The organism is Homoserinimonas sp. OAct 916 (genome assembly GCF_003260275.1).
In the GTDB taxonomy this organism is placed as follows: Bacteria; Actinomycetota; Actinomycetes; order Actinomycetales; family Microbacteriaceae; genus OACT-916.
The window spans coordinates 23,248-48,275 of record NZ_QJHB01000001.1; the positions used below are offsets into that span (position 1 = coordinate 23,248).

Genomic DNA, 25,028 nt, shown 5'->3' on the forward strand with positions numbered 1-25,028 from the left:
TCCGGATACCCGCATCCGAAACGCCACGATCAACTAGACGCGTACTTTTTCTTTCAATTCGATGGTCTCGATCTCGTCACCGATCTGGATGTCGTTGAACTTGCCGAGGCCGATACCACACTCGTAGTCGGTCTTGACCTCGGTAACGTCATCCTTGAACCTGCGCAGCGAGTCGATCGCGAGGTTGTCCCCCACCACGACGCCGTCGCGGATGACGCGAGCCTTCGCGTTCCTGGTGATGGTGCCCGAGCGCACGATGACACCGGCGATGTTTCCGACCTTGGAGGAACGGAAGATCTCGCGGATCTCGGCGACACCCGACTGCACCTCTTCGAACTCGGGCTTGAGCATTCCCTTGAGGGAGTTCTCCACGTCTTCGAGCGCGGCGTAGATGACCGAGTAGAACCGGATGTCCACGCCTTCGCGGGCGGCATGGGCACGAGCCTTCGGGTCGGGGCGCACGTTGAAGCCGATGATGATGGCATTGTCGATGGTCGCCAGGTTGACGTCCGACTCGGTAACGCCACCGACACCGCGGTGGATGATGCGCAACTGCACCGAATCGTCGACCTCGATCTTGAGCAGCGACTCCTCCAGCGCCTCGACGGCACCGGAGACGTCACCCTTGATGATGAGGTTGAGCGACTCGACCTTGCCCTCTTCGAGCGCCTTCGTGAAGTCCTCGAGGCTGATGCGCTTGCGGGTGCGGGCCAGCAGGGCGTTCCGCTCCGCGGCCTCGCGCTTCTCGGCGATCTGGCGGGCGGTGCGGTCATCCTCGGTGACGAGGAAGGTGTCGCCTGCCTTCGGAACGCTGGTGAGTCCCAGCACCTGGACCGGGCGCGACGGTGTCGCGAACTCGACCGTGTCGCCGTTCTCGTCGAACATGGCGCGCACACGGCCGTAGGCGGTTCCGGCAACGATGGCGTCGCCGATCTCGAGGGTTCCCGACTGGATGAGCACGGTGGCCACCGCGCCGCGACCCTTGTCGAGCTTCGCCTCGATCGCGACGCCACGGGCATCTTTGTTGGGATTGGCGCGCAGGTCGAGGGCGGCATCCGCGGTCAGGATCACCGCGTCGAGCAGCTCGGTGATGCCGACGTTGTTCAACGCCGACACATCCATGAACATGGTGTCGCCGCCGTATTCCTCAGCGATCAGGCCGAACTCGGTGAGCTGTTGACGCACCTTGGCGGGGTTGGCACCCTCCTTGTCGATCTTGTTCACTGCGACGACGATCGGTACACCCGCGGCCTGGGCGTGGTTCAACGCCTCCACCGTCTGCGGCATGATGCCGTCGTCGGCCGCCACCACGAGTACCGCGATGTCGGTGACCTGGGCGCCACGGGCGCGCATGGCGGTGAACGCCTCGTGGCCCGGGGTGTCGATGAAGGTCAGGGTGCGCGGGGTTCCCTCATGGTCGGCCTGCACCTGGTAGGCACCGATGTGCTGGGTGATGCCGCCCGCCTCACCGCCGCCCACGTTCGTCTTACGGATGGCGTCGAGCAGACGGGTTTTACCGTGGTCGACGTGGCCCATGACCGTGACAACCGGCGGGCGCATCTCGAGGTCTTCGTCGCTCTCTTCTGCCAGTTCGGCATCGAGGTCGATATCGAAGGCTTCGAGCAGCTCGCGGTCTTCGTCCTCTGGCGAGACCATCTGGATCTTGTAGCCCAGCTCGTCACCGAGTACCGCGAAGGTCGCCTCATCGAGCGACTCGGTTGCGGTTGCCATTTCACCGAGGTGAAACAGCACCGTGACGAGGTTGCCGGGGCTCGCGTCGATCTTGTCTGCGAAGTCGGTGATCGAAGCACCGCGGCGCATCCGAACAACCGTGTTTCCGTCGCCGCGGGGAACGCTCACGCCGCCCAGCGACGGAGCTTCGCGCAGCTCGAATTCCTGCCTCTTCGTGCGCTTCGACTTGCGCGAACGGCTCTTGGAGCCGCCGCGTCCGAATGCACCTGCTGTGCCACCGCCCGGTCCGCGACCACGGCCGCCTCCGCCCGCTGGACGGTTGGGGCCGAACGTGCTGCCCGGTGCGCGGAACGGGGCGCCCGGGGCGCCTGCCCCTGCGCGCGGCGCTGCGCCGGCACCAGCCGGACGGGCACCACCGGCACGCTGTCCGAACCCACCGGGACGGGCACCCTGACCCGGGCCACCGGGTCGGGGCGCGCCTGGGCGGGGAATGCTGGGGCGGGGGATGCTGCTCGGCGTCGGCCGGCCCATGCCCTGGGCGCTGGCGAACGGGTTGTTGCCCGGACGCGGGATTCCAGCCGGGCGCTGGCCCATGCCCTGGTTTGACGCGAACGGGTTGTTGCCCGGGCGCGGTGTCGGGGTGGCCGCGGCGGGGGCTGAGGGTGTGGCCCCCGGGGTCGGGCCGGCATCGGCGGCCGGTGCATCCGGCGTGGCCTTCTCGTCTGTCGACTTCTCGGCAGTGACCGTGTCAGCAGCAGCCTTCTCAGCAGCAGCCTTTTCAGCGGCAGCCGCCTCGGCTGCGGCCTTCTCGGCCGCCTGCGCCGCTGCCTGGCGGTCTGCAACGCTCATCGGTTTGGCAGGCACCGGAACATTGACGGCCTCATCGGCGGTGGCCGCGGCTTCAGCCACTGGCGCCTTGGGGGCCGGGGTGTCCGCGGCGGGCTTCGCCTTGGCGGGCTTCTTCTCTTCGGCCGCAGCGGCTTTTGCGCCATCTGCTTCCAGGGCCGCCTTCAGGCGGCGGGCGACGGGCGGCTCAACACTGGATGAGGGCCCCTTGACGAACTCACCCATTTCTTCGAGTTTCGCCATCGCGGTCTTACTGTCGACACCGAGTTCTTTGGCGATCTCGTGTACGCGTGGTTTTGCAGCCACAATTCTCCTGTCTGGGCCTGCGCCCGGACAGGGGCAGACCATTAGTCAATCAACGGGACTCATTTCGAGCCGTTCATTAGTTGTCGCTCATGGTGTGTTCACTTCGCCATTCAGCCTGTTCTTGTTTGATCGGATGCCCCGGGGTGGGAATCCAACGTGGTCAGAAAGCGCGCCATACTCGTGCCCGGGACCGCATCGAGCCGTTTGAGCGCCCGGCCGAAGGCCCGACGGTCAATCGCCCGAACAAAACATCCACGGTTCGGATGCACCCACGCACCTCGCCCGGGTTTCGTGGCGGTCTCATCGACCACCAGCTCGAAATCCTGGGCGACAACCCTCACGAGTGAGGGCTTGTCGGCACGCGTGCGGCAACCGACGCACGTTCTGACGGGATCCATACTACGCCCCTTGCGCTTCGATACCGAACCTGGTGGGTCTGTGCAGGCGGTCCGGCCCAGTGAGGATGGCTGGGATCAGTCCTCGTCAAGAATACTGTCGGGCTGGATGTCGATCTTCGCGCCCGTCAGCTTCGCGGCAAGGCGTGCGTTCTGCCCCTCCTTGCCGATCGCCAGCGAGAGCTGGTAATCGGGAACGAGCGCGCGCACCGCTTTCATCGACTCGTCGATCACGAACGCACTGGTCACCTTGGCGGGCGACAATGCGCTGGCGACGAACGTGGCCAGGTCTGCCGAATAGTCGACGATGTCGATCTTCTCGTTGTTCAGTTCAGCAGTCACGGCGCGCACACGCTGCCCCATTTCACCGATGCAGGCTCCCTTCGCATTGACGCCCGGTTCGGTGGCCCGAACCGCTATCTTGGTGCGATGCCCGGCCTCACGGGCGAGCGAGACGATCTCCACCACTCCACTGGCGATCTCTGGGACCTCCAGCGCGAAGAGTTTGCGAACGAGCGACGGATGCGTGCGGCTGACCGTGATCGACGGCCCCTTCAGCCCCTTGGTGACCGCGGTCACATACACCCGGATCCGACTGCCGTGCGTGTAATCCTCGCCCGGGACCTGTTCCTCCGGGGGCAGGATGCCTTCCACGGTTCCGAGGTCGACGTGGATCATCCGCGGGTTCGGGCCCTGTTGGATCACGCCCGCGACGATGTCGCCCTCACGCCCACGGAACTCGCCGAACACGGCGTCATCGGCCAGGTCTCGCAGACGCTGGTTGATCACCTGCTTGGCTGCAAACGCGGCCACGCGGCCGAAGTCGCTCGGACTGGTCTCGGCCTCGCCGATCACCTCACCGTTTTCATCGTGCTCGGGAACGAACACCTGCACGTGGCCGGTCTTGCGGTCGAGGTGCACACGCGCATGAGGCGCTTCGTCGGCATCCGCCTTGTGCTCCAGATGACCGGTGTGTTTCAGGTACGCGGTCAGGATGGCGGATTCGATGATCCCCACCAATTCCTCAAAGGGAATCTCACGTTCGCGCTCGAGCAGTCGCAGCACGCTGAGGTCGATATCCACGGCCGGCCTCCTTTATTCAGATAGATTCAAAAATACTCGACCCCGGGCCAACGGGAAGAACAATGACGTGGCCCCGATCGAGTCGGCCGCAGCCGCAGGGGGTGCCCCGCGCGATCGACCACTACTAAGTTACCCGAATCCGCCGCCACTGTCTGTGCGTTTCCCGGTGCCGGACTGGAGACCCCGGGTGCTGCCGCGAGAGTGGGCGGCTGCGGCCGGTCAGGTGAGCCGGGCGGCGATATCTGTCAGGGCAACCTGCTCCCGGTCGCCGGTGCGGCGATCCCAGAGCTCGACCACCCCGTCGGCCACTCCGCGCCCGACGATCACGATCGTGGGCACGCCAATCAGTTCGGCGTCGCCGAATTTCACACCGGGCGATACCTTGAATCTGTCGTCGTAGAGCACGTCGCGGCCCGCTGCATCCAGCTCATCGGAGACCCGCTGCGCCGCCTCGAACACGGCGTCGTCTTTGCCGGTGGCGATCACGTGCACGTCGAACGGTGCCACCTCGGCCGGCCAGATCAGCCCCTTGGCATCGTTGTTGGCCTCGGCGATCACCGCCATGATGCGGGTCACCCCGATGCCGTATGAGCCCATGGTGACGGTGACGAGTTTTCCCCTCTCGTCCAGAACCTTGAGTCCGAGCGACTCCGCATACTTGCGGCCGAGGGCGAAGACATGTCCGATCTCCATCCCCCGTGCGGTCTCGATCGGGCCGGAGCCATCGGGCGCGGGGTCCCCTGTTCGCACATCGGAGACGTCAACGATTGCATCGGCTGTGAAATCACGGCCAGCCACCAGCTGGAGCACGTGTTTCTGGTCTTCGTTGGCCCCGGTCACCCAGGCAGTGCCGGTGACAACGCGGGGGTCCACGAAGTATCGGATGCCCGTCGCCGAGTCCTCACCCAACACCGGCCCGGCCGCTGTCCATGGCCCGATATACCCTTTGACCAGCCATTCCTGCCGCGTGAAGTCGTCTTCACTCGCAGCTTCGACGGCAGCGGGAGCGAATGCGACCTCAACACGTTTGAGATCGACCTCGCGGTCGCCCGGCAGACCGATCACAATCAGCTCACGGGTACCATCGAGATGTTGCAGCGCGAGCACCACGTTCTTCAGCGTGTCTGCAGCGGCCCACGGGCGACTGTCGTCACGGGGGTGCTCCGCGTTCAGCAGGGCGACCAGGGTCTCGATCGTCGGAGTATTCGGTGAGTCGACGACAGTGGCCTCCGGCATTCCGTCGACCGGCAACTCGTCGGGAATCGGGGTGACGTAGGCCTCGATGTTGGCCGCGTAGCCGCCTGCGGAGCGCACGAAGGTGTCCTCGCCAACCGGGGTGGGATGCAGGAACTCCTCGCTCTTCGAACCTCCCATCGCCCCGGCATCCGCCTTGACGATCACATAATCCAGCCCGAGCCTCGCGAAGATGCGTTCATAGGCGTCACGCTGGGCCTGGTAGCTCGCGTCGAGGCCCGCGTCGGTGTAGTCGAACGAGTAGGCGTCTTTCATCGTGAACTCGCGGCCACGCAACAGCCCAGCTCGAGGACGCAGTTCGTCGCGGTACTTGTCCTGGATCTGGTAGATCGTGAGCGGCAGGTCCTTGTAGCTGGAGTAAAGGTCTTTCACCAAAAGCGTGAAGACCTCTTCATGGGTGGGCGCGAGCAGATAATCGGCACCTTTGCGGTCCTTGAGGCGGAACAGGTCGTCGCCGTATTCGGTCCAGCGGCCGGTCTGTTCGTACGGGTCCCTCGGCAGCAGTGCCGGAAAGTGCACCTCCTGCGCGCCCGCGCGGGTCATCTCCTCGCGTACGATCTGCTCGATCCGTCTCTTGACCTTGAGCCCGAGCGGCAGCCACGCGAACACTCCCGGCGCCTGGCGACGGATGTAGCCGGCCCGAACCAGCAGGCGGTGGCTGGCCACCTCGGCATCGGCGGGGTCGTCGCGGAGAGTACGGACAAACAGGTGTGAGAGGCGAGTGAGCACGAGATCTACCTTAGCTCCCGCCGGTCCGGCGCCGTGAGAGTGCGCATTCGGTCCTTCGCAGCGTTCAGGAAGGACGTATTGCGCACTCTCACGAGGAGGGGCTGGTCAGGCACCAGCGAAGAAGGCGGAGATCGCGGCGGACAGCGCACGCGGATCGTCGACATGGCAGAGCTCGCGCGCCGAATGCATGGACAGCAGCGGCACCCCCACATCGACGGTGCGGATTCCGAGTCTCGTGGCCGTCAGTGGGCCGATCGTCGACCCGCAGGGCACCGTGTTGTTCGAGACGAACTCCTGATACGTGACGCCGGCTTCGGCCGAGCACCTGGCCCAGAGGGCGGCACCGTGGGCATCCGTGGCGTATCGCTGGTTGGCGTTGATCTTCAGCAGTGGCCCACCGCCCAGGATCGGATGGTTCGCGGGGTCGTGACGTTCCGCATAGTTCGGATGCACCGCGTGTCCGGCATCGGCCGAGACGCACCAGGATGCGGCCAGTGCCTGTATGCGTTCAGAGCCGCTCGCCCCGAGGCCGTCACCGATCCGGGTGAGCACGTCGGCGAGGAAGGGGCCACTGGCACCTGACCGCGACTCGGAGCCGAGTTCCTCGTGGTCGAACGCGGCCAACACGCTGATCTGGCCGGCGCTCTCGTGCGAACTATCGGCTGCAGCCAGCAGGGCGACGAGACCGGCGTGCACGGCACTGAGGTTGTCCATCCGGCCGGCCGCGAACAGGTCGCCGTTCAGCCCGAACCGTGCGGGTGTCTGGGTGTCGACGGTGAGCATGTCGTAGCCGGCGACGTCGTCGCCGGCCAGGCCCACCAGGGATGCCAGGTGGCCGACGATGTCGGCGTCCTGTACATCACCGACGCCGAACACCGGGTTCAGGTGTTTCTGCCGGTCGAGGGTGAGCCCGTTGTTCACCTCACGGTCGAGGTGGATCGCCAGTTGCGGAATACGCAGGATGGGCCCGGTGCGCACCAGATGCTCGGAGCCGTCCCTGGTGACCAGGCGCCCAGCGAGTTCGAGTTCGCGGTCGAGCCACGAGTTCGCGAGCGGGCCGCCGTACACCTCGACCCCGGCCTGCAACCAGCCGTGGGCGCCGGTGGTGGGTTTCGGCTTCAGTTTGAAGCCCGGCGAGTCGGTATGGGCACCGAGGATTCGAAACGCAGTGGTCGCCTGGGCCGACTCCGGCTGGAGCCAGGCGATGACGGCGCCGTCACGCACCACATAGTGGCGGCCTGCAGTGTCAGGCCACGGGTCGCTTTCGTTGAGTGCACTGAACCCGGCGTCAGCCAGGCGCCGGGCCACCTCCGCTGCCGCGTGATACGACGACGGCGAGGCGGAGATGAATCCGGCGAAATCATTGATGTGTGAGGTTGTGGCATCCATGCAGTCAATCCAACCATCGAATCCCCCGGCGCGGGTTCGTGCGGAGTCACGGCGTGTGCACTGGGTCAACTGCGGGCGAGCTGCTCCGTCAGTGCGTCGACGAACGCTGCTGGGTGCTCCAGGTGCGGAGAGTGCCCGCAATCATTCAGCAGCAATTCGTTCGTTCTACCCCCGGCGGCCCGGTAGGACTCCAGCACCCGGCGCGTCTGCGCGATCATCTGCTGCGGCGGTGCCGCCTCCGCGCCCGGCCAGCCGGGGATGACGCCCAGCGACCCAAGAAAGTTGAGGTCGAAGGCCGACGCGTCGGACACGATCGCGTCGTTCTCGCCGTGGATCCACAGGATGGGCGGCTTGTCCGCGAGGTCGACGATCCCGGTGACATTGAAATACTGCGGGGCCATGGTGTTCAGCACCCCGCGGGTGCCCGGCGCGAACCCGGGCCAGTTCTCCGATGCCGAGGAGGTTCCGGGATAGTTGTCGTCGCCGGTGGCAGTGGTCAGCATCGACTGCACCCACAGGTCTTCGTGCTTCGAGACGAACCCGTCGGCGACATAGCTGCTGCGGTACACCGAGCGGGGCGATGTCTGTTCATCAGATGTCAGGTCGCCGGCCGCGAGCCGCGCGATGAAGTCGGGGTTCGCCCCTCCGCCGCCGGTGCCCGCACCATCCGGGGTGAGCATCCGTCCGTCCGCGGCCGTGCCGCCGAACCCGTAGGGAGAGACCGGGGCCACCAGCGTGAGGCCCGAAACGAATTGAGGATGCTCCAACAACAGTTGCATCGCCACACCGCCACCCATGCTCCAGCCGACCACCTGCGCGCGGTCGATCTCCAGAGTCTCGAGCACCGACACCACGTCGTCGGAGAAGTCTCCGAGTCCGCGGGTGGCGTCCACCGGGAGGGTGGAGCTGCCGCCGAACCCGCGCAGGTCGATCGCGAGCGCGCGCACGGACGCGGGCATCTCGAGCATCACCGGTTGCCAGAACAACGAACTCGACACGTTGCCGTGGATGAACACGACGGTGCTCGATGCGTCGGAGGTGGGCCGCTCGAGTACGTTCGCCGTCAGGCGCGCGGTGGTGACGGTGCGCTGCTCGATACCATCGAGAATTGTTGGGGTGTTCATGGTGTCCTCCCTGACGCCGGTGGCCGGTGGCCGCGACCGCGGCGCACCCTCACTCTTCGATCATTATTGCGTGCTGAGCAGTGGTTCGGTCACGTTCCAGGTCATTTCAGGATCGCGCTCAGGACCGCAGCGTCGCCGCGTCTCTCGCGGTGCCTGTCGCGGTGTCTGTTGCGGCCTCTGTCCCAGAGACGCCTTCGGCAATCGTCAGGGGTGCGCCCGTCGCTGCCACGATCTCATCAGCGGCGACACCGGGAGCGCACTCGACCAGCACGAGACCATCCGGTGTCACATCGATCACCGCGAGGTCGGTGATGATGCGATCGACCACACCACGCCCGGTCAACGGCAGGGTGCACTCGGAGACGATCTTCGCCGACCCGTCACGAGCGACGTGCTCCATCAGCACGATCACCCGGCCGGCGCCGTGCACGAGGTCCATCGCACCGCCGGGGCCCTTGACCATCGTGCCGGGGATCATCCAGTTGGCGAGGTCACCGCCTTCGGACACCTGCATCCCGCCGAGGATGGCCGCGTCGATCTTGCCTCCCCTGATCATCCCGAAACTCATCGCCGAGTCAAAGTACGACGCTCCGTCCAGGACGGTGACCGTCTCCTTGCCCGCATTGATGAGGTCGGGATCGACTGCCGTGCGCGCAGGATAGGGCCCGACCCCGAGGATGCCGTTCTCGGACTGCAGGATCACGGTCACGTCGTTGGGCACATAGTTGGGCACGAGTGTCGGAAGTCCGATTCCGAGGTTCACGTAGGAGCCGTTGGTCAACTCGAGCGCCGCCCGGGCGGCCATCTCGTTCCTGGTCAGAGCCATGGTCAGGCCTCCTCGGTCACGGTCAGCTTTTCAATACGTTTCTCGATGTCGCTCCCGACCAGGACAACACGGTCGACGTAGACGCCGGGCAGGTGCACCCGGTCGGGATCCAGGCTGCCCGCTGGCACCAGTTCCTCCACCTGCGCGATACACACCCGGCCCGCCATCGCCGCCAAGGGCGAAAAGTTGCGGGCCGTCTTGTTGAAGATCAGATTGCCGTGCGTGTCACCGACGGCGGCGTGCACCACTGAGAAGTCGGTGGTGATCGCCTCTTCCAGCACGAAGTCACGGTCGACGCCGCGCACCGGGAAACAGGCGGTGGGCTTCGCCGTCGACGCGAGTACGATACTGCCGTCGGCGGCGTAGCGCACCGGCAACCCGCCGTCGGCCACCTGGGTGCCGACTCCGGTCTGGGTGTAGAACGCGGCGATTCCGCTGCCGCCGGCGCGCAGTTTCTCGGCGAGGGTGCCCTGGGGGGTGAGCTCGAGGTCGAGTTCACCAGTCAGGTACCGCCTCGCGAACTCCTTGTTCTCGCCGACGTATGATGACGTCATCTTCGTGATCAGCCCCTCGGCGAGCAGCAGCCCGAGACCCCAATCGTCCACACCGCAGTTGTTGCTCACGATCGCAAGGTCTGAGACCCGCCTCGCGAGCAACGCCTCGATGACCGCCATCGGATTGCCGCACAGCCCGAAGCCGCCGACCGCGATCGAGGCACCGTCTGGAATATCGGCCACTGCTTCTTCGGCCGAATCCACAACCTTTGAGAACGTCATCGCCTGCCCTCCAAGTCGTCTGTCTTGCCACCGTGTTCATCGGCCTGCACGTGGGCCCGAAGAACGGTGGCGACGAATCGCGCTCCCTCCTTCGACATGATGATCGTGTAATGGTTCACATCCGGCACCTCGAGCACGCGACGTGAGGGGAGCTCGTCCCACTCGGAGGCTGTCCTGGCCGCGTAGAGTGCCGCCGGCTCGTTCATCAATCCGCGCGGTGCCCGCAGAAATTCGATCGGTACAGCCACCGCAGCGAGAGCCTCGGCGTAGCCGGCGCTGCCGTCAAGTTGCAACACGTCTTCGGCAACCGCGGCCACCTGCGTCGACGGGATGAATCCCGAGTCGGTCTCGTCGAGGTCGTAGTCGACGTAGGCCTCGAACTCCGGTGACCACTGGTCGGCGAACGCTGGGTGCCGGCGCCAGAACCGGGCGTACTCGGCCCGGCTCGCGAAGGTCTGGGTCAGCCGGTCTGCGGCCGGCCCGAGCATGGCCGCCGGGTCTGCATTCGCGGGCCGGGGAATCGGAAGCCCCCCGTCGACCAGTACCAGCGAGCGCACCCTGGCCGGATGCCTCTCCGCCAGGCGCACCGAAACGAATGCCCCCATGGAATGGCCGACGACGACAGCATCGTCGACCGCGAAGGCGTCGAGCAGCGCCGCCATATCGTCGGCGTGCCGTTTCAAACCGTACGGCCCGGGCAACCCGTTGCTGCGGGCTCGGCCGCGCAGGTCGGGCGCAATGATGCGGGTGGTCGGCAGGGCCCTGGCCAGGAACGGCCAGCTGTAGTGCGAGGCCGTGATGCCATGAATGGCGAGAACGACGGGGCCGGGTGCAGTGGGATTCCAGACTCCCCCGGCCAACTCGCCGCCGGCGACCGGCACCCGAAATGTTTCGTAGTCGTTCATCGGGCGCTCCAGCCCCCATCCATGGTGTGGCTCGCGCCGGTGACCATGCCGGCGTCTGGTCCGGCCAGCCAGAGCGCGAGGCTCGCGACCTCTGAGGGTTCGACCAACCGTTTGATCGCCGACTCGGCCAGCATCACGTCGGTCACCACCTGGTCTTCGCGGATGCCGTGCAGTTTCGCCTGCCCCGGCAGTTGCGCCTCGACCAATGGCGTGCGCACATAGGTCGGATTGATGCAGTTGCTGGTCACCCCGTGCGCTCCGCCTTCGAGCGCCGTCACCTTCGACAGGCCCTCCAAGCCGTGCTTGGCCGCCACGTAGGCGCTCTTGTACTGGGATGCCCGCAACCCGTGCACGCTGGACAGGTTGAGCACCCGGCCGAAGCCCTGCTCATACATGTGCGGCAGCGCAGCACGGATCAGCAGGAACGGAGCCTCCAGCATCACCCGGAGCATGAGGGCGAACCGCTCCGGGTCGAAGTCTTCTATCGGGGCCACGTGCTGCAGGCCGGCGTTGTTGACAAGGATGTCGCAGTCGAGGCTCACGTCGCGAAGTGCGACCGTGTCAGAGAGGTCGACAGCCCACGAGTCTCCATCCAGCTCGGCGGCAACCTCGGCCGCCGCCTCGCCGTTCAGGTCCGCGATCGTCACCCGTGCACCCGCCGCGGCGAATGCGCGGGCGCAGGCGGCGCCGATCCCGCTGGCGCCGCCGGTGATCAGTGCTGTGCGGCCGGTCAGATCGGTCATGGTTTCGCCCTTTCGCTGGGGGTGGTTGCGCCGGGGTTGGCCACACTGTCGGCCGGCGCCCGCAATGCTCCCTCGATGAATCGCATCATCTCGTCGAAGACGTGCTCGGGAACCTGGTTCGTGCCACTCGCCGTGGGGTCGGCATCCGCGCCCTGGTCGCCGTCGCCCCAGAGCACCCAGCGCATGCCGATCATTTCGCCGATGCCCATCAGTGCCCACGCGGCCACGGTCGGGTCGATGTCGCTGATCTCGCCCGCCTCACCCGCCTCGGTGAGGCCCTGGATGTAGCCCTCGACGATGCGGGTGTAGTGCAGCCGGAGCGCCCCGGGCGACACGAACTCGGCTTCCCTGATCACCCGGTACAGGGCCGGGTGTTCCGCGGTGAAGGTGAAGAACGCCCGGAATCCGGCCCGCTCCGATTCAATCCGGTTGGTGGTCTCGGCGCTGGCAGCGCTCATCGCCTTGCGCACCCGGTGGTTCAGGTCTTCGACCAGTTCGTTGAAGATGTCGAGTTTGGTCGCGAAGTAGAGGTAGAACGTTCCCTGGCCGATGCCCGCGGCCTCGGTGATCCGCGAGACGGATGCCTCGGCGTAGCCGTACTTCGCAAAGACGCGCTCGGCCGCCTCGAGCAGTCGCCTTCTCGTGGCGACACCGCGGGCGGTGCGGGGTGGTGAAATCGTCACCGGTCGGCCTCCTCGGAGAAAGGGATCGACGCCGGCACGACGTCGTCTCGCCACTGCTTGAGCAACTCGTGCCTCAGCACTTTGCCGGCACTCGACCGGGGAATCTCTGCGACGAATCGCACCCGAGCAGGCACTTTGAATCTCGCCAGTTGGCTGCGGGCGTGCGCGAGTAGGTCAGCCTCGTCGGTGGCGCGAGAAGCATTGGCCACCACGAACGCGACACCCACCTCACCCCAGCGTTCGTCGGCAACTCCGACGACGGCGGCGTCGCTCACCGCCGGGTGCTCGAACAGCACGCGCTCGACCTCGGCAGGCGCAACGGACTCACCGCCCGAGATGAACACGTCGCTGAGTCGGTCAATGACCTGGAAGTAGCCGTTCTCGTCACGTCGCACCAGATCACCGGTGTGCAGCCAGCCGCCCTGCAGTGCTCGTTCGGTCAGTTCGGGGGCGCGAAAATAACCTGCGAAGACTCCGGGGCCACGAACGAGGAGTTCGCCCTCGGCAGCCCCATCCCGTTGTTCGCCGGTGACCGGGTCGGCGACGGCGACTTCGACGTGCGGGTAGGGCAAGCCGGCGAATCCCGCCATTCGGGTCGCGTCCTCGTCGGGCAGGCAGAGCACGTTCGGGCTGGCCTCGGTCAACCCGTAGCCCTGGCTGAGAGAGACGCCGCGCGCATGCCAGGTACGCAACAATGGCTCGGGCATCGGTGCCCCGCCGACGATGGCGTGGGTCAGGCTGGACAGGTCGGTGCGGGCGAAGGACCGATGCTGGGCGAGAAAGAGATAGTTGGTCGGCACGCCCATCGTGGTGGTGATGCGCCGGTCGGCGATCAACTGCAATACCCGGCCGGGGTCGAACGTGCGCTCGAGCACGACCGTCGCGCCCACCCACCAGGCCAACAACGGTTGAATGTTCCAGCCGCCCACATGGTATTGCGGCATCACCGCCAGGACCACGTCGGAACTGGTGAGTTCGGCGATGCGGGAGAGGGACAGGTTCGTCCAGAAACAGTTGGCGTGGGTGAGCACCGCCGCCTTTGCGCTGCCCTGGGTGCCCGAGGTGAAGATCATCAGCAACGGGTCGTCATCGCGGACCCCGCGCGTCGTGCGAGATTCACCGCCTGTGCCCAGAGTCGGATGTCGGGGTGACGGCACCTCGACCTCGACGCCACGGGCCCCGAGTTGCGTGATCGGTGGCGCGTCGACGGCACGCTCTGCGGCCGCGCGTGCGAGGGTGGCGAACTCGTCCTCGATCACGAGCAGTGCGGGGTCGGCCAGTTGCAGCTGTTCGGACAGCTCACGCACCGAGAGCCGCCAGGACAGCGGCACCAGCACGAGCCCGGCCTTGGCACAGGCGAAGAACAGTACGACATGATCTGCACTGTTGCCGGTGACGGTGGCGATGCGGTCTCCGATGAGGTAGCCGGCCTGAAGGAGGGCGCCGGCCAACGCGGCCGCCCTGTCCTCCAACTGGCCATAGCTCAGTGGCACTCCCCGGTCGTCGACGGCCACCCGCTCCGGGGTCGCACGCGCACGGTCGCTGGTCCACCGCCCCAGGCAATGCAGACCGTCGGGGTGCAGTGATTCGGTTTGCGGAGGCAGCGTGTGGATCACACCAACTCCTTCTCTTCAACCGTCTGGTTGCGTCGAGCGGCTTGAACGCTTGCGGGAATCCCCGCGATGCCACCGGGCAGGAACAACACCACGAGAATGAACAGCGTCCCGAGGATGAACAGTGGTTGCGACAAGGGTATCCGAAGGATATCGGGCAACGAGGCGACCGCCTCGGACCCCGCGAGTGCGGTCAGCCTCTGGTCGAGCAGTGTGTACACGATTGCGCCGAGCACGGCACCCCAGCGGTAGCCGACCCCACCGAGCACCACGATCACCAGGAGTGACAATGTGAAGTCGGGAGTGGCCACTCGCGGGGACACCCCGGACTGCAGCAAGAGGAATCCCATCCCTGCGATTGCGGCCAATACCCCGGCGATGGCGAAGATGACCAACCTGACCCCGTACGGCCGGATACCGAGCACGCGCACTCGCAGGTCGTTCTCCCTGGCCGCGGCCACCACGTGGCCGGCCCGGGACTTCTCCACCCAGAGCGTCACCAAATAAACCACGACCAGGATGGCCAGTGCCAGCCAGTACAGGTTCTTGGTCTGGAGCACCCCGACGAGCGCGTCGGGCACACGGGTCACATCCAGCGGCAGACCCTCTTCACCGCCGGTCTTCTTGCCGGGGTTGCGCCTGACCAGCACTGAACCCGCCTGCGCGAAGGCGAGGGTGACCATGGCGAACGAGATGCCGGTCACGCGCAGGCTGAGCGCGCCCACGAACGCCGAGAGAATGATCGCGAACACGATGGTGATCAGGATCGCAGCGACGAATGCGCCGCCAGGAGGCAGCCACTCGGGCGCGAAGTTGCGAAGCACCACGCCGAGCCCGTAGGCGCCGGCCGCGAAGAACAGCGCATGGCCGAAGCTCAGCATGCCTGCCAGACCGAACAACAGGTGGTAGCTGAGCGCGAGTGCCGCGATCAGCATGGCGTACGCGAGCACCTGTAGTGTTCCTGGCGTGTAGGACGGGCCGGGGAAGACACCGGGAATATCGATGGCGAGCAGCGGAAGGAGCGCGGCGAACCCGATCAATGCGACACTGGCGGCCACGATGATCCCGGCGCGCATCCGGGCAGATATCTTTGTCATCGCACACTCTTCCCCATCAGGCCCTGTGGCCGGATCAGCAGCACCGCGGCCAGCGCCAGTACGACTGCGAGGTCACCGGTGCCCCAGAGGTAGTAATTCGCGAACTGCTGCAACACCGCCACCAGCACACTGGCAACGGCAGCACCGGCCAGGGAGCCGAGGCCGCCGATCACCGTGACGATGAAGGCGAAGATCAGAAGCGATCCCCCGATGTGGGCTGAGACGTAACCGTAGTAGACCGAGGCGAGCACACCGCCGAGCCCGGCCGCGGCCCCACCGATGGCGAACACGAGGGTGAACGCGCGCCGCACATCGATTCCGAGGGCCGTGACCATCGACCGGTTCTCGACCCCGGCCCGGATGATCAGACCGTAACGGGTGTGTTTGAGGAAAAGCACGATCGCGAGCAGCACCAGCGCGGCGCAGCCGATCAGGAGGAAACGACTGTTCGGGATGCGTGCTCCGAGGATCTCAGTGGTCAGCCCCAGCCATTCCGGGTTGACCACATAGATCGGGTCGGTGCCCCAGATCCCCTCGAACAGTGCAACCGAGGCCAGGGCCAGACCGACCGTGACCAACACCTGTTCGATGTGCCTGAGGTACAGCGGCCGGATCAGAAAGAACTCGGTGGCCGCGGCGAAGGCGGCACCGATGATGGCTCCCGCGATCATGGAGGCACCGAGTGTCCACCATGTGCCGTCGCTCAGCCGTCTGGCCACCTCCCAACCGATGAACGCGCCGAGGGTGAGGAAGGAGCCGTGGGCGAAGTTCAGCACGCCCATGAGGCCGTAGATCAGGGACAGCCCGGAGGCCACCAGGAAGTACAGTGCCCCGAGGCCGAGGCCGGTGATCAACAACAGCACGATGGTGCTCATACCGACACCTCTTCGTTCGTCGAGCTGTCGGCCGCGGCAGCACTGCTGCTTTCTGCACTGCTGCTTTCTGCACTGCTGCTTTCTGCACTGTCTCCGTGCACACCCAGCAGTCGGGTGATCAGGTCTTCGTCATCGAGCAACTCGTCGGCCTCACCGGTGAACACGACCCGACCGTCGGCGAGCACCACAACCCTGTCGGCGAGTTGTCGGATCACCTGCAGGTTCTGCTCCACCAGGAGAATCGGCACCGTGCGGGCTGCGGTCTCCAGCGCGTTGGCGACCTCGCCGACGATCCGGGGCGCCAACCCCTTGGTCGGCTCGTCCACCAGCAACAGCTTGTTGGTGTTCAGCAACGCCCGTGCCAACGACACCATCTGTTGCTGCCCGCCAGACAGCGTGCCCGCGCGCTGTGCTGCGCGCTGCACCAGATCGGGGAACAGCTCGTCGATGAACTCGCGGTTCGGGGCGGCATCTCGTTCGGCCAGCTTCAGGTTCTCGGCCACCGTGAGGGCAGAGAAGATCTCGCGGTCCTCGGGAACGTATCCGATGCCCAGTTGAACGATCTTGTGGGTGGGCATCCGATCAATACGGCGTCCTTCGAAGGTGACCTCGCCGGTGCGGGTGATCAGTCCCAGGATCGATTTGATGGTGCTGGTCTTGCCCACGCCGTTGCGACCCAGAAGCGCGGTCACGCCGGTGCTCGGCACGTCGAAGGAGACATCTTCGACGACCTGTTGGCCTGCGATGCTGCCTCGAAGCGCTCGCACCGAAAGGATGTTCTCGCTCATGCCGTCGCTCCCAGATACGCCGATTGCACGCGTTCGTCGGCCATCACCTTCTGGGGGGTGTCGCAGGCGAGCAGTTCGCCGTGGTGCATGACGGCCACCCGGTCGACCAACCCCATGACAACCTCCATGTGGTGCTCGACCATGAGCACCGTGCGTCCGCCGTGGTGCAGACCGCGAATGACGTCCATCAGCCCTGGTACGTCGCCGGATCCGACGCCGGCCATCGGTTCGTCGAGCAGAATGACCCGCGGCTCCATCGCCAGCAGCATCGCGATCTCCAATTTGCGTTTGTCTCCGTGCGAAAGGCCGCCGGCCAGGGCGTGGCCCCGGCTGGCGAGCCCGACCTCGGCCAGGCGGTCCTGGGCGACGCGGTTCGCGTCGTCCGAACCACGCGGGAAGCGGGTCACCCGCGTGGCACCGCCGGCCTGTACCTGGGCGGCGAGCCGAACGTTCTCGGTCGCGGAGAGCCCGTTGAACAGGCTCGAGGTTTGAAAGGTGCGGCCCAGGCCAGCCCGTGCCCTGGTGTGGATCGGTTCGCGAGTGACTTCTCTGCCATCGAGGCGAACCACACCCTCGGTCGCGGTGAGAACACCCGAGATCACGTTGAACAGGGTGGTCTTTCCCGCCCCGTTCGGGCCGATCACACCGAGCATCTCGCCTGCGGCGACCGACAGCGACACATCCCGGAGGATCTGCGCACCGCCGATCTGCAGGCCGACGCCGTCTATTTCAAGTACAGCGGCTTCGAGTACGGGCTGGCCGGTCACGGAAATTAACCGATCGGCGGCGCGACGACGTCAGCGTCGACCACGTCAACCAGCTCCGGAGTCCAGTTGCCGTCGGCATCCTTGACCAGTTTGGCCTGGAACATCGGCTGGATCATGGCGTGGTCCTCGGCACGAACCGTGACCGAACCCTTCACCGAGTCGAACGTCCAGCCCTCAAGGGCACCGATCATGTCGTCGACGTTGTCTCCGCCGCCGGCGGACACAGCCTGGACGAGCATCTGGGCCGCCACAAAACCATCGGGTGTGAACAGGTCTGCCTGCTCCCCGGCGGCGTCGAGGTGGGCGATCATCGCCTGGCTGGCGGCGTTGTCCGTTGCGGAACCGAAGTAGTGCGACAGGAAGCTGATCTTGTCGCTGGCGGGGCCGTAGGCACCGTAGGTCGACAGGTCACCCAGTCCGGTCACGACCGGAATCGAGTCGAAGACACCCTGCTGCTGGAGGGACTCCCACATCGCTCCTGACGAGGCACCGGCCCAGGCCACGAAGACCAGGTCGGGCTTCGCGTCGAGCAGCTGCTGCGAGAACGGGGTGAACTCGGTCGCGTCCTCGGCGACCAGTACGCCGTCAACGGTGGCGCCCTTCGCACCGAGCACGGCCTCGACGCCGGCGAGGTTGCCCTGGCCGAACGCGTTGTCCTGCGCGAACACGACGATCTTCTTGCCTGAGGGATCACCGATGAACGTGCCGGAAGTGGCGACATCCTGGTAGGTCTGGCGGCCGGAACGGAAGGTGTACTCGTTCACCCCGGTGATGACGTCGGCGGCTGCCGGGCCCGAGAGGTACAGAACCTTGTTCTGTTCGGCCTGTTCGGCCAGCGAAACGGCGATGCCGGACACGACGGTGCCGGCGAGGATCTGGTAGCCCTGACCGATCAGGTCCTTGGCCTTGGAGACGGCGGTGTCAGGGTTGCCCTGGTCGTCTTCCCACGTGATCTGCAGCTCACGACCGTCGACAGCGCCGGTACCATCGGTGGCATAGTCGAGCCCCGCGTTGAAACCGTTGACGTACGCTGCGCCGTATGCCGCGAGCGGGCCGGTGATCGAGGTGATCATGCCGACTTGTACCGGGTCGCCCGTGGCCGGGGCACTCGTCTCGCCGGCAACGGGCGCGGTGCTGGGAGCAGGGTCTGCTCCGGTTGGTGCGCAACCGACCAGCACCAGGGCGGCGGCTGCGATCAGCGCCGGTGCCGCAAACTTCTTTGTTACCCGCATGGGGACTGCCTTTCCTTACAGTGAACGACGATAATGGATTGTGAACCTGACACATGGTTCAGGTCTCAGAAACCTATGATGGATGTAGGCCGCTGTCAAGTCGAAACGCGTGGGCAGCCGCAGGACACGAAGCAACGAACAGAGAAACAAGCACAGAATGAGGTCATCATGAGCAACACCGAGGTCGTCATCATCGCAGGGTCGCGCACACCGCAGGGACGGGTCAACGGGCAGTTGTCTTCGATGACCGCCGTGCAGTTGGGAACCGCCGCCATCGCCGGCGCACTGGCACGAGCCACGGTCACCGGCGACCAGGTGGACGCCGTGGTGATGGGGCAGGTGCTGCAGGCCGGTTGCGGGCAGAACCCGGCGCGTCAGAGCGCGATTGCAGCAGGCATCCCGTGGAACGTTCCCTCGATGACGGTGAACAAGGTGTGCCTGTCCGGCCTCGCCGCCATCATCGATGCCGCCCGCATCATCCGCCTCGGTGAAGCGAGCGTGGTGATCGCCGGCGGCCAGGAGTCGATGTCACTTGCCCCCCACCTGTTGCCCGGCTCCCGGCAGGGCTGGCCGTATGGCAGCGTCACGGCCCTGGACCACGCCGCCCACGACGGCTTGAGCGATGCCTTCGACGGCCTGTCGATGGGGCTTTCCACCGACAATCACAACACCAGGCTGGGTATCGGCCGGCTGGAGCAGGATGAGATAGCCGCCGCCTCACACCAGCGCGCGGCGAAGGCACAAGCCGACGGCCTGTTCGCGGATGAGATCACCCCGCTCGCCGTGCCGCAGCGCCGAGGCGAGCCATTGGTGGTCGACACCGATGAGGGAGTGCGCGCCGACAGCACCACCGAGACGCTGGCCCGGTTGCGGCCCGCCTTCGATCCTTCCGGAACCATCACCGCGGGCAACTCGTCGCCGCTCAGCGACGGCGCCAGCGCGGTCGTGGTGGCCAGCCGGGCGTGGGCCGAGGAGCACGGTCTGCCGTGGCTCGCCGTGGTGGAGGCATCCGGCCAGGTCGCCGGCCCCGACAACTCCCTGCACTCGCAGCCGGCGAATGCGATCATTCGCGCGCTGACCCGTCAGGGCTGGCAGGCCGACGACCTCGACCTGGTCGAGATCAACGAGGCGTTTGCCGCGGTCGCGCTGGAGTCCACTCGGGAGCTCGGGATCACCGCAGACCGGGTCAATATCCACGGCGGGGCGATCGCGATCGGGCATCCCATCGGCTCCTCTGGAACCCGGCTCGCCCTGCACGCAGCATCGGAGTTGGCGCGTCGCGGCACCGGCAAGGCCGCTGTCGCCCTCTGCGGGGGCGGCGGCCAGGGCGAGGCGCTGCTGCTGCGGCGCTGATGTCGTTCCCGCCCCCGAGAATTTCAGGACGACAGCGGGGCGGGGCCGCTACGGCGCCCCGCCCCCGTCAGCTCCTGAAGTTGTTGCAGTGACACGTCAGCCGACGTCAGCCGAAGAAGTTGATCGGCTTGACGATGTCGGCGTACATCAGCAACAGGCTCATCGCGCCCAGCACGGCGACGACCGCGAACGTGATCGGCATCAGCTTGGCCGTGTCGACGGGGCCCGGATCGCGCCGCTTGAACACCTTCGCGAACCAGCGGCGGATGCCCTCCCACAGGGCACCGGCGATGTGGCCGCCATCCAGAGGCATCAAGGGGATCAGGTTGAACACGAGCAGGGCTACGTTCAGTGATGCCAGCAGCCCGATGAACGAGTACACCTTGTCCATGACCGGGATGGTATTGATCATGGCGATCTCCCCGGCCACTCGGCCGACGCCGACCACGCTGATCGGGCCGTTCGGGTCGCGCGGGGCCGTGCTGAATGCTGCGTTGGCGACGTCGACGAGCCGCTGCGGCAGGTGCAGGATCATGTTGCCGACCGCGGCAATGTTCTCGCCGACCGCTGGCAGCACGGCGGTCACGGGCTGCCGCACCAGTTCGGAGGCCGGACCGATGCCGACGAAGCCGACATTCTGCAATTCGGGCTTGCCATCCGCGCCGTTGATCACGTTGCCCTCTGCGTCGAGGGCGTAACGCTCGGTCAACAGCGGTGTCAGGGCGAGCGTCTGCTGGGCGCCATCACGGTTGACCACCACGCTCAGCGTCTGCCCGGACGCGTCACGGATCAGAGCCGTCGACTGGTTCCAACTGGTGATCGGCACGCCATCGATGGAAACAAGCGTGTCGCCCGGTTTGATCCCAGCAACGGCGGCCGGCGCCTTCGGGTCAGCCGCCGTGCAGGCCTGGCTCGTACTGGTCGCCGGCAATGCGCACTCCGAGACCGACCCGATCGTGGTCGACGGCATCGCCTGGCCGAACCCCATCAGCAGGATGGCGAACAACACCACCGCGATCAGGAGGTTCATGAACGGCCCACCGGCCATGATGATGACGCGCTTCCAGACCGGCAGGCGGTAGAAGGCGCGGTGATCCTCGCCCTCACCGATGGTGTCAGCAGACGCACGCCGAGCATCGTCGACCAGCGAACCGGTGAAGCCCCGCTTTACCGGCACCGTGTCTCCGGCACCGTCTTGCACGAGAGTGTTGAAGAAACCCGTGCTGGCGGTGCGCATCCCGCCGCCAGATTTCACCGGCGGGAACATGCCGATCATGGCGATGTAACCGCCGAGGGGGATCATCTTGATGCCGTACTCGGTCTCGCCCCTCGTGCGCGACCACAGCGTTTTGCCGAATCCGATCATGTACTGGGTGACCTTCACCCCGAACAGTTTTGCGGGCACCAGGTGCCCGATCTCGTGCAACCCGATCGACACGGCCAGGCCGACCACCATGATGGCGACGCCGAGGAGGAACAAGAGAATGGAATCCACGGTCTCAGGGTAACCGCTGAAACCTGTGGGCGCGCTGGCCGAAACCTGAGGGTCTCGGATGCCGCGGGAGCCGGCTCTGCGCCTACGACGCGATGAGGGTGACCGGTTCGTGTGAAACCGGGAAGTTCACCGATCGGGCGATGAAGCATTTGCCGGCCGCCTCGGCATGCAGCTGTGTCATCAGTTCGGCCTGCTCGGCATCGGTGATCGTGACCACGGGTTTGAGCGTGACGCCTGTGAACTGTCCGCCGCCATCAGGGGTCTGCTCCATCACTCCTCGGGCGTCGTCTCGATAATCGGTGACGATGACACCGTGCAGGACTGCAACGTGCAGGAAGGAGAGCATATGGCACTGCGCGAGGGCCGCCACCAGAAGGTCTTCCGGGTTCCAGCGGTCGGCGTTTCCGTGGAACACCCGCGCTGCGGAGCCGGCGATCGGTGCCTTACCCGCGGCGGTCAGCTCAAGTTCCCGGCCGTATTCACGGTAGCCGCTGGTGCCGGTGCCCCGGTTGCCCTGCCAGGTGCACGAGACCTCGAAATGGTGTTCGTTCAACAATTCTTCAGCTCCCGACCCGTGGCTACTCCCACTGGAGTAAATGCTATCGACAAACTTCCGGGCAACGATAAGCTGGAGGAACCATGACTGACACACTTTCTGCCCCCGCATCCGCATCGTCCGCCGCTTCCAAGTACAGCGTTCCCCAGGAACGCCGTATTGTCACGGCCATACCCGGACCACGGTCCGTCGAACTGCACAAACGACGCCAGGCCGTCGTGCCGGTCGGGGTGTCGTCCGTTCTGCCGGTTTACATCGCCCGCGCAAACGGGGCGATCGTGGTCGACGTCGACGGCAACCAGTTCATCGACCTCGGCGCCGGGATCGGCGTGACCACCATCGGACACACCGACGCCGCAGTGGTGCGAGCCGCCCACGAGCAGATCGATGACGTGTTGCACACCCTGTTCACGGTCACGCCTTATGAGGAGTACGTGCGCGTCGCCGAGCTGCTGGCCGAGCACACGCCAGGCGATTTCGCCAAGAAGACCGTCCTGATCAACGCGGGCGCCGAGGCCGTGGAGAATGGCGTGAAGATCGCCCGCAAATACACCGGGCGAAACGGTGTCGCGGTGCTCGACGACGCCTACCACGGTCGCACCAACCTCACCATGGCGATGAACTTCAAGGCGGCCCCGTACGCGACCGGGTTCGGCCCGCTCGCCGGCGACGTCTACCGCGCCCCGAACTCCTACCCGTACCACGACGGCTTGAGCGGCGCAGACGCCGCCAAGCGCACCATCGCCTATCTGGAGAAGTCCGTCGGCGCCGAAGACCTGGCCTGCCTGGTGGTCGAGCCGATCCAGGGTGAGGGCGGTTTCATCGTTCCAGCCGACGGGTTCCTTCCGGCCCTGCAGGAGTGGTGCACCGCCAACGGGATCGTCTTCATCGCCGATGAGATCCAGTCGGGTCTCGCGCGCACCGGCGCCTGGTACGCGAGCGAGCACTTCGGCCTGGTGCCGGACATGGTGTTGAGCGCGAAGGGCATCGCCGGCGGTCTCCCTCTGGCTGCTGTCACCGGCCGCGCCGAAATCATGGACTGTGCCCAGCCCGGTGGCCTCGGCGGCACGTTCGGCGGAAACCCGGTGGCCGCAGCCGCCGCGGTCGCCGTGTTCGAGCAGATCGCCGCAGGAAACTTGTTGGCCGAGGCGACTCGCATCCAGAACACTTTGGTGCCCGCGTTGGAGAAGCTGAAGCAGAAGTACGACGTCATCGGAGACATCCGCGGTATCGGGGCGATGATCGCGATCGAGCTCGTGGCTCCGGGCACCGGAGACACCACCAAGGAGCCGAACGCGGCCGCCGTCAGCGCCATCGCGGCGTACGCGGCGCAGCAGGGCGTCATCCTGCTGACCGCCGGCACCTACGGCAACGTGATCCGGTTCCTGCCGAGCCTGGCGCTCACCGACGAACTGATCCTCGACGCGGTCAGCGTGGTGGACGACGCACTCGCAACACTGTGACGGCCGGCGCCGGGACAACGCCCCGGCCTGAGCGTTCGGGCACGTTCCAGGTGGCTGATGCTGCCCAGTTGGCTGTGGTCGAACGCAGTGGGTTCGTCGAGTCACGGCACGCCGGCAGTGCCGTCGTCACCGCGGCAGACGGCACGGTCATTCGAGCTGTCGGCGCGCCGGACGCGCCGGTTCTCGCCCGCTCCTGCCTGAAGCCGTTCCAGGCAATCGCAATGTTGAGCGCCGGCGCGCCCCTCGCCGGCCCCACCGCTGTGATCGCCACGGCCAGCCACACAGGCACCGACGGGCACGTCGAACTGGTGGACGCGTTGCTGGCTGAGGCCGGTCTCGGCCGGGATGCGTTGCGTTGCCCGGTCGACTGGCCCGGCGATCCAGCCGCACGTGCCGCCGCCCGACAGCGCGGCGACGGCAAGCAGACCGTCTACATGAACTGTTCCGGCAAGCACGCGGCCATGCTGCTGACCTGCGTGCGAAACGGATGGTCGCTGCCCGACTATCTGTCCCCCGACCATCCGTTGCAACGACTGATCCTCACGACGATCGAGGAGTTCACCGGCGAACAGGTGCACGCGGCGGCGACCGACGGCTGCGGCGCCCCCGTCTACGCGCTTTCGCTGACCGCGCTCGCACGCGGTATCGGCCGGCTGGGCGCCGCGCCGGGCAGGCACCCCGAAGTTGGCAGCCTCGACCACTACGCACGCATCCTGGCCGACGCCATCCTCGCCAACGGGTGGGTGATCGAGGGGCCCGGGCGCCCGAACCAGATCGTCGCAGACAGGCTCGGCCTGGTGGCCAAGCTCGGCGCCGAGGGCGTGCTTGTGATGGCGGCACCCGACGGTGTCGCCGTTGCCGTGAAGATGCTCGACGGCTCGTCACGGGCGACCACGGCGGTCGGATTGGAACTGCTCGCCGAAGCGGGTGCCATCGACCATACGGCCGTCGCCGAAGTACTTCCCCTCCTGGATCTGACGATCTTTGGGGGCACCGAACGAGTTGGCGAGATCCGCGCAGACATCGTCGACTGACGGT

22 protein-coding genes are annotated in these 25,028 nt (G+C 66.2%); 3 read left to right on the forward strand and 19 right to left on the reverse strand.

What is annotated here, in order from left to right; genetic code table 11:
- Nucleotides 1-33: 33 nt before the first annotated feature.
- From infB to DL891_RS00200, 17 genes are all read right to left on the reverse strand, one after another.
- Nucleotides 34-2,886, reverse strand: a complete 2,853-nt coding sequence (gene infB / locus DL891_RS00120) for a translation initiation factor IF-2 (RefSeq protein WP_111718299.1) — start codon at nucleotides 2,884-2,886, stop codon at nucleotides 34-36.
- Nucleotides 2,887-2,954: 68 nt separating this feature from the next.
- On the reverse strand, nucleotides 2,955-3,242 hold the full coding sequence (locus DL891_RS00125) for a YlxR family protein (protein ID WP_111718301.1): 288 nt from the start codon (nucleotides 3,240-3,242) through the stop codon (nucleotides 2,955-2,957).
- A 75-nt stretch (nucleotides 3,243-3,317) separates the two neighbouring features.
- Nucleotides 3,318-4,322: a transcription termination factor NusA gene (nusA, locus tag DL891_RS00130; RefSeq protein WP_111718303.1), complete on the reverse strand. Its 1,005-nt coding sequence runs from the start codon at nucleotides 4,320-4,322 to the stop codon at nucleotides 3,318-3,320.
- 219 nt (nucleotides 4,323-4,541) lie between these two features.
- Entirely contained in the window at nucleotides 4,542-6,305 is a 1,764-nt protein-coding gene (locus tag DL891_RS00135; protein WP_111718305.1) for a proline--tRNA ligase, read from the reverse strand.
- Between the two features lie 105 nt (nucleotides 6,306-6,410).
- Entirely contained in the window at nucleotides 6,411-7,694 is a 1,284-nt protein-coding gene (locus DL891_RS00140) for a M18 family aminopeptidase (protein ID WP_111718307.1), read from the reverse strand.
- Between the two features lie 65 nt (nucleotides 7,695-7,759).
- A complete protein-coding gene (locus tag DL891_RS00145; protein WP_111718309.1) occupies nucleotides 7,760-8,818 on the reverse strand; it encodes an alpha/beta fold hydrolase in 1,059 nt (352 codons plus the stop codon).
- A 118-nt stretch (nucleotides 8,819-8,936) separates the two neighbouring features.
- Nucleotides 8,937-9,644 (reverse strand): 3-oxoacid CoA-transferase subunit B, encoded by a 708-nt coding sequence (locus tag DL891_RS00150; protein WP_198668708.1) that lies wholly within the window; start codon nucleotides 9,642-9,644, stop codon nucleotides 8,937-8,939.
- Between the two features lie 2 nt (nucleotides 9,645-9,646).
- Entirely contained in the window at nucleotides 9,647-10,420 is a 774-nt protein-coding gene (locus DL891_RS00155; RefSeq protein ID WP_111718311.1) for a CoA transferase subunit A, read from the reverse strand.
- Complete coding sequence (locus DL891_RS00160; protein ID WP_232818920.1) at nucleotides 10,417-11,325, reverse strand: alpha/beta fold hydrolase; 909 nt, start codon at nucleotides 11,323-11,325, stop codon at nucleotides 10,417-10,419. Before DL891_RS00160 ends, DL891_RS00155 begins: the two co-directional genes overlap by 4 nt.
- Complete coding sequence (locus tag DL891_RS00165) at nucleotides 11,322-12,068, reverse strand: 3-hydroxybutyrate dehydrogenase (RefSeq protein ID WP_111718315.1); 747 nt, start codon at nucleotides 12,066-12,068, stop codon at nucleotides 11,322-11,324. The genes DL891_RS00160 and DL891_RS00165 overlap by 4 nt, the downstream gene beginning before the upstream one ends.
- Nucleotides 12,065-12,745: a TetR/AcrR family transcriptional regulator gene (locus DL891_RS00170; RefSeq protein ID WP_111718775.1), complete on the reverse strand. Its 681-nt coding sequence runs from the start codon at nucleotides 12,743-12,745 to the stop codon at nucleotides 12,065-12,067. The genes DL891_RS00165 and DL891_RS00170 overlap by 4 nt, the downstream gene beginning before the upstream one ends.
- A 2-nt stretch (nucleotides 12,746-12,747) precedes the next feature.
- The gene (locus DL891_RS00175) at nucleotides 12,748-14,367 is read right to left on the reverse strand and encodes a class I adenylate-forming enzyme family protein (RefSeq protein WP_232818921.1); all 1,620 of its coding nucleotides are present in this window, start codon (nucleotides 14,365-14,367) and stop codon (nucleotides 12,748-12,750) included.
- The gene (locus tag DL891_RS00180; protein WP_232818922.1) at nucleotides 14,364-15,461 is read right to left on the reverse strand and encodes a branched-chain amino acid ABC transporter permease; all 1,098 of its coding nucleotides are present in this window, start codon (nucleotides 15,459-15,461) and stop codon (nucleotides 14,364-14,366) included. Before DL891_RS00180 ends, DL891_RS00175 begins: the two co-directional genes overlap by 4 nt.
- Complete coding sequence (locus DL891_RS00185) at nucleotides 15,458-16,336, reverse strand: branched-chain amino acid ABC transporter permease (protein WP_111718319.1); 879 nt, start codon at nucleotides 16,334-16,336, stop codon at nucleotides 15,458-15,460. Before DL891_RS00185 ends, DL891_RS00180 begins: the two co-directional genes overlap by 4 nt.
- Nucleotides 16,333-17,124, reverse strand: coding sequence for an ABC transporter ATP-binding protein (locus DL891_RS00190; RefSeq protein WP_111718321.1), 792 nt, complete (start codon nucleotides 17,122-17,124; stop codon nucleotides 16,333-16,335). Before DL891_RS00190 ends, DL891_RS00185 begins: the two co-directional genes overlap by 4 nt.
- Entirely contained in the window at nucleotides 17,121-17,897 is a 777-nt protein-coding gene (locus DL891_RS00195; protein WP_111718323.1) for an ABC transporter ATP-binding protein, read from the reverse strand. Before DL891_RS00195 ends, DL891_RS00190 begins: the two co-directional genes overlap by 4 nt.
- Nucleotides 17,897-19,123 (reverse strand): substrate-binding domain-containing protein, encoded by a 1,227-nt coding sequence (locus DL891_RS00200; RefSeq protein ID WP_111718325.1) that lies wholly within the window; start codon nucleotides 19,121-19,123, stop codon nucleotides 17,897-17,899. Before DL891_RS00200 ends, DL891_RS00195 begins: the two co-directional genes overlap by 1 nt.
- Nucleotides 19,124-19,291: 168 nt before the next feature.
- On the opposite strand from DL891_RS00200, the gene DL891_RS00205 reads away from it, so the two are divergent.
- Nucleotides 19,292-20,476 (forward strand): acetyl-CoA C-acetyltransferase, encoded by a 1,185-nt coding sequence (locus DL891_RS00205; RefSeq protein ID WP_111718327.1) that lies wholly within the window; start codon nucleotides 19,292-19,294, stop codon nucleotides 20,474-20,476.
- A gap of 106 nt (nucleotides 20,477-20,582) precedes the next feature.
- On the opposite strand, the gene DL891_RS00210 is transcribed toward DL891_RS00205, so the two are convergent.
- Nucleotides 20,583-21,971 (reverse strand): RIP metalloprotease, encoded by a 1,389-nt coding sequence (locus DL891_RS00210; RefSeq protein WP_232818923.1) that lies wholly within the window; start codon nucleotides 21,969-21,971, stop codon nucleotides 20,583-20,585.
- 82 nt (nucleotides 21,972-22,053) lie between these two features.
- Entirely contained in the window at nucleotides 22,054-22,524 is a 471-nt protein-coding gene (locus DL891_RS00215; RefSeq protein ID WP_232818924.1) for an OsmC family protein, read from the reverse strand.
- Nucleotides 22,525-22,610: 86 nt separating this feature from the next.
- Here DL891_RS00215 and gabT point away from each other — a divergent pair, with 86 nt between their 5' ends.
- Both gabT and DL891_RS00225 read left to right on the forward strand, forming a co-directional pair.
- Complete coding sequence (gabT, locus tag DL891_RS00220) at nucleotides 22,611-23,990, forward strand: 4-aminobutyrate--2-oxoglutarate transaminase (RefSeq protein WP_111718331.1); 1,380 nt, start codon at nucleotides 22,611-22,613, stop codon at nucleotides 23,988-23,990.
- Between the two features lie 50 nt (nucleotides 23,991-24,040).
- Nucleotides 24,041-25,024: an asparaginase gene (locus DL891_RS00225; RefSeq protein WP_111718333.1), complete on the forward strand. Its 984-nt coding sequence runs from the start codon at nucleotides 24,041-24,043 to the stop codon at nucleotides 25,022-25,024.
- Nucleotides 25,025-25,028 lie beyond the last annotated feature (4 nt).

Coding starts and splice junctions, on each gene's coding strand:
- DL891_RS00140 (WP_111718307.1), bottom strand. CDS start 7,694: ATGGATGCCACAACCTCACACATCAATGATTTCGCCGGATTCATCTCC.
- gabT (WP_111718331.1), top strand. CDS start 22,611: ATGACTGACACACTTTCTGCCCCCGCATCCGCATCGTCCGCCGCTTCC.
- DL891_RS00190 (WP_111718321.1), bottom strand. CDS start 17,124: ATGAGCGAGAACATCCTTTCGGTGCGAGCGCTTCGAGGCAGCATCGCA.
- DL891_RS00165 (WP_111718315.1), bottom strand. CDS start 12,068: ATGACCGATCTGACCGGCCGCACAGCACTGATCACCGGCGGCGCCAGC.
- DL891_RS00160 (WP_232818920.1), bottom strand. CDS start 11,325: ATGAACGACTACGAAACATTTCGGGTGCCGGTCGCCGGCGGCGAGTTG.
- DL891_RS00200 (WP_111718325.1), bottom strand. CDS start 19,123: ATGCGGGTAACAAAGAAGTTTGCGGCACCGGCGCTGATCGCAGCCGCC.
- DL891_RS00185 (WP_111718319.1), bottom strand. CDS start 16,336: ATGAGCACCATCGTGCTGTTGTTGATCACCGGCCTCGGCCTCGGGGCA.
- DL891_RS00125 (WP_111718301.1), bottom strand. CDS start 3,242: ATGGATCCCGTCAGAACGTGCGTCGGTTGCCGCACGCGTGCCGACAAG.
- DL891_RS00145 (WP_111718309.1), bottom strand. CDS start 8,818: ATGAACACCCCAACAATTCTCGATGGTATCGAGCAGCGCACCGTCACC.
- infB (WP_111718299.1), bottom strand. CDS start 2,886: ATGGTCTGCCCCTGTCCGGGCGCAGGCCCAGACAGGAGAATTGTGGCT.
- DL891_RS00150 (WP_198668708.1), bottom strand. CDS start 9,644: ATGGCTCTGACCAGGAACGAGATGGCCGCCCGGGCGGCGCTCGAGTTG.
- DL891_RS00180 (WP_232818922.1), bottom strand. CDS start 15,461: ATGACAAAGATATCTGCCCGGATGCGCGCCGGGATCATCGTGGCCGCC.
- DL891_RS00205 (WP_111718327.1), top strand. CDS start 19,292: ATGAGCAACACCGAGGTCGTCATCATCGCAGGGTCGCGCACACCGCAG.
- DL891_RS00155 (WP_111718311.1), bottom strand. CDS start 10,420: ATGACGTTCTCAAAGGTTGTGGATTCGGCCGAAGAAGCAGTGGCCGAT.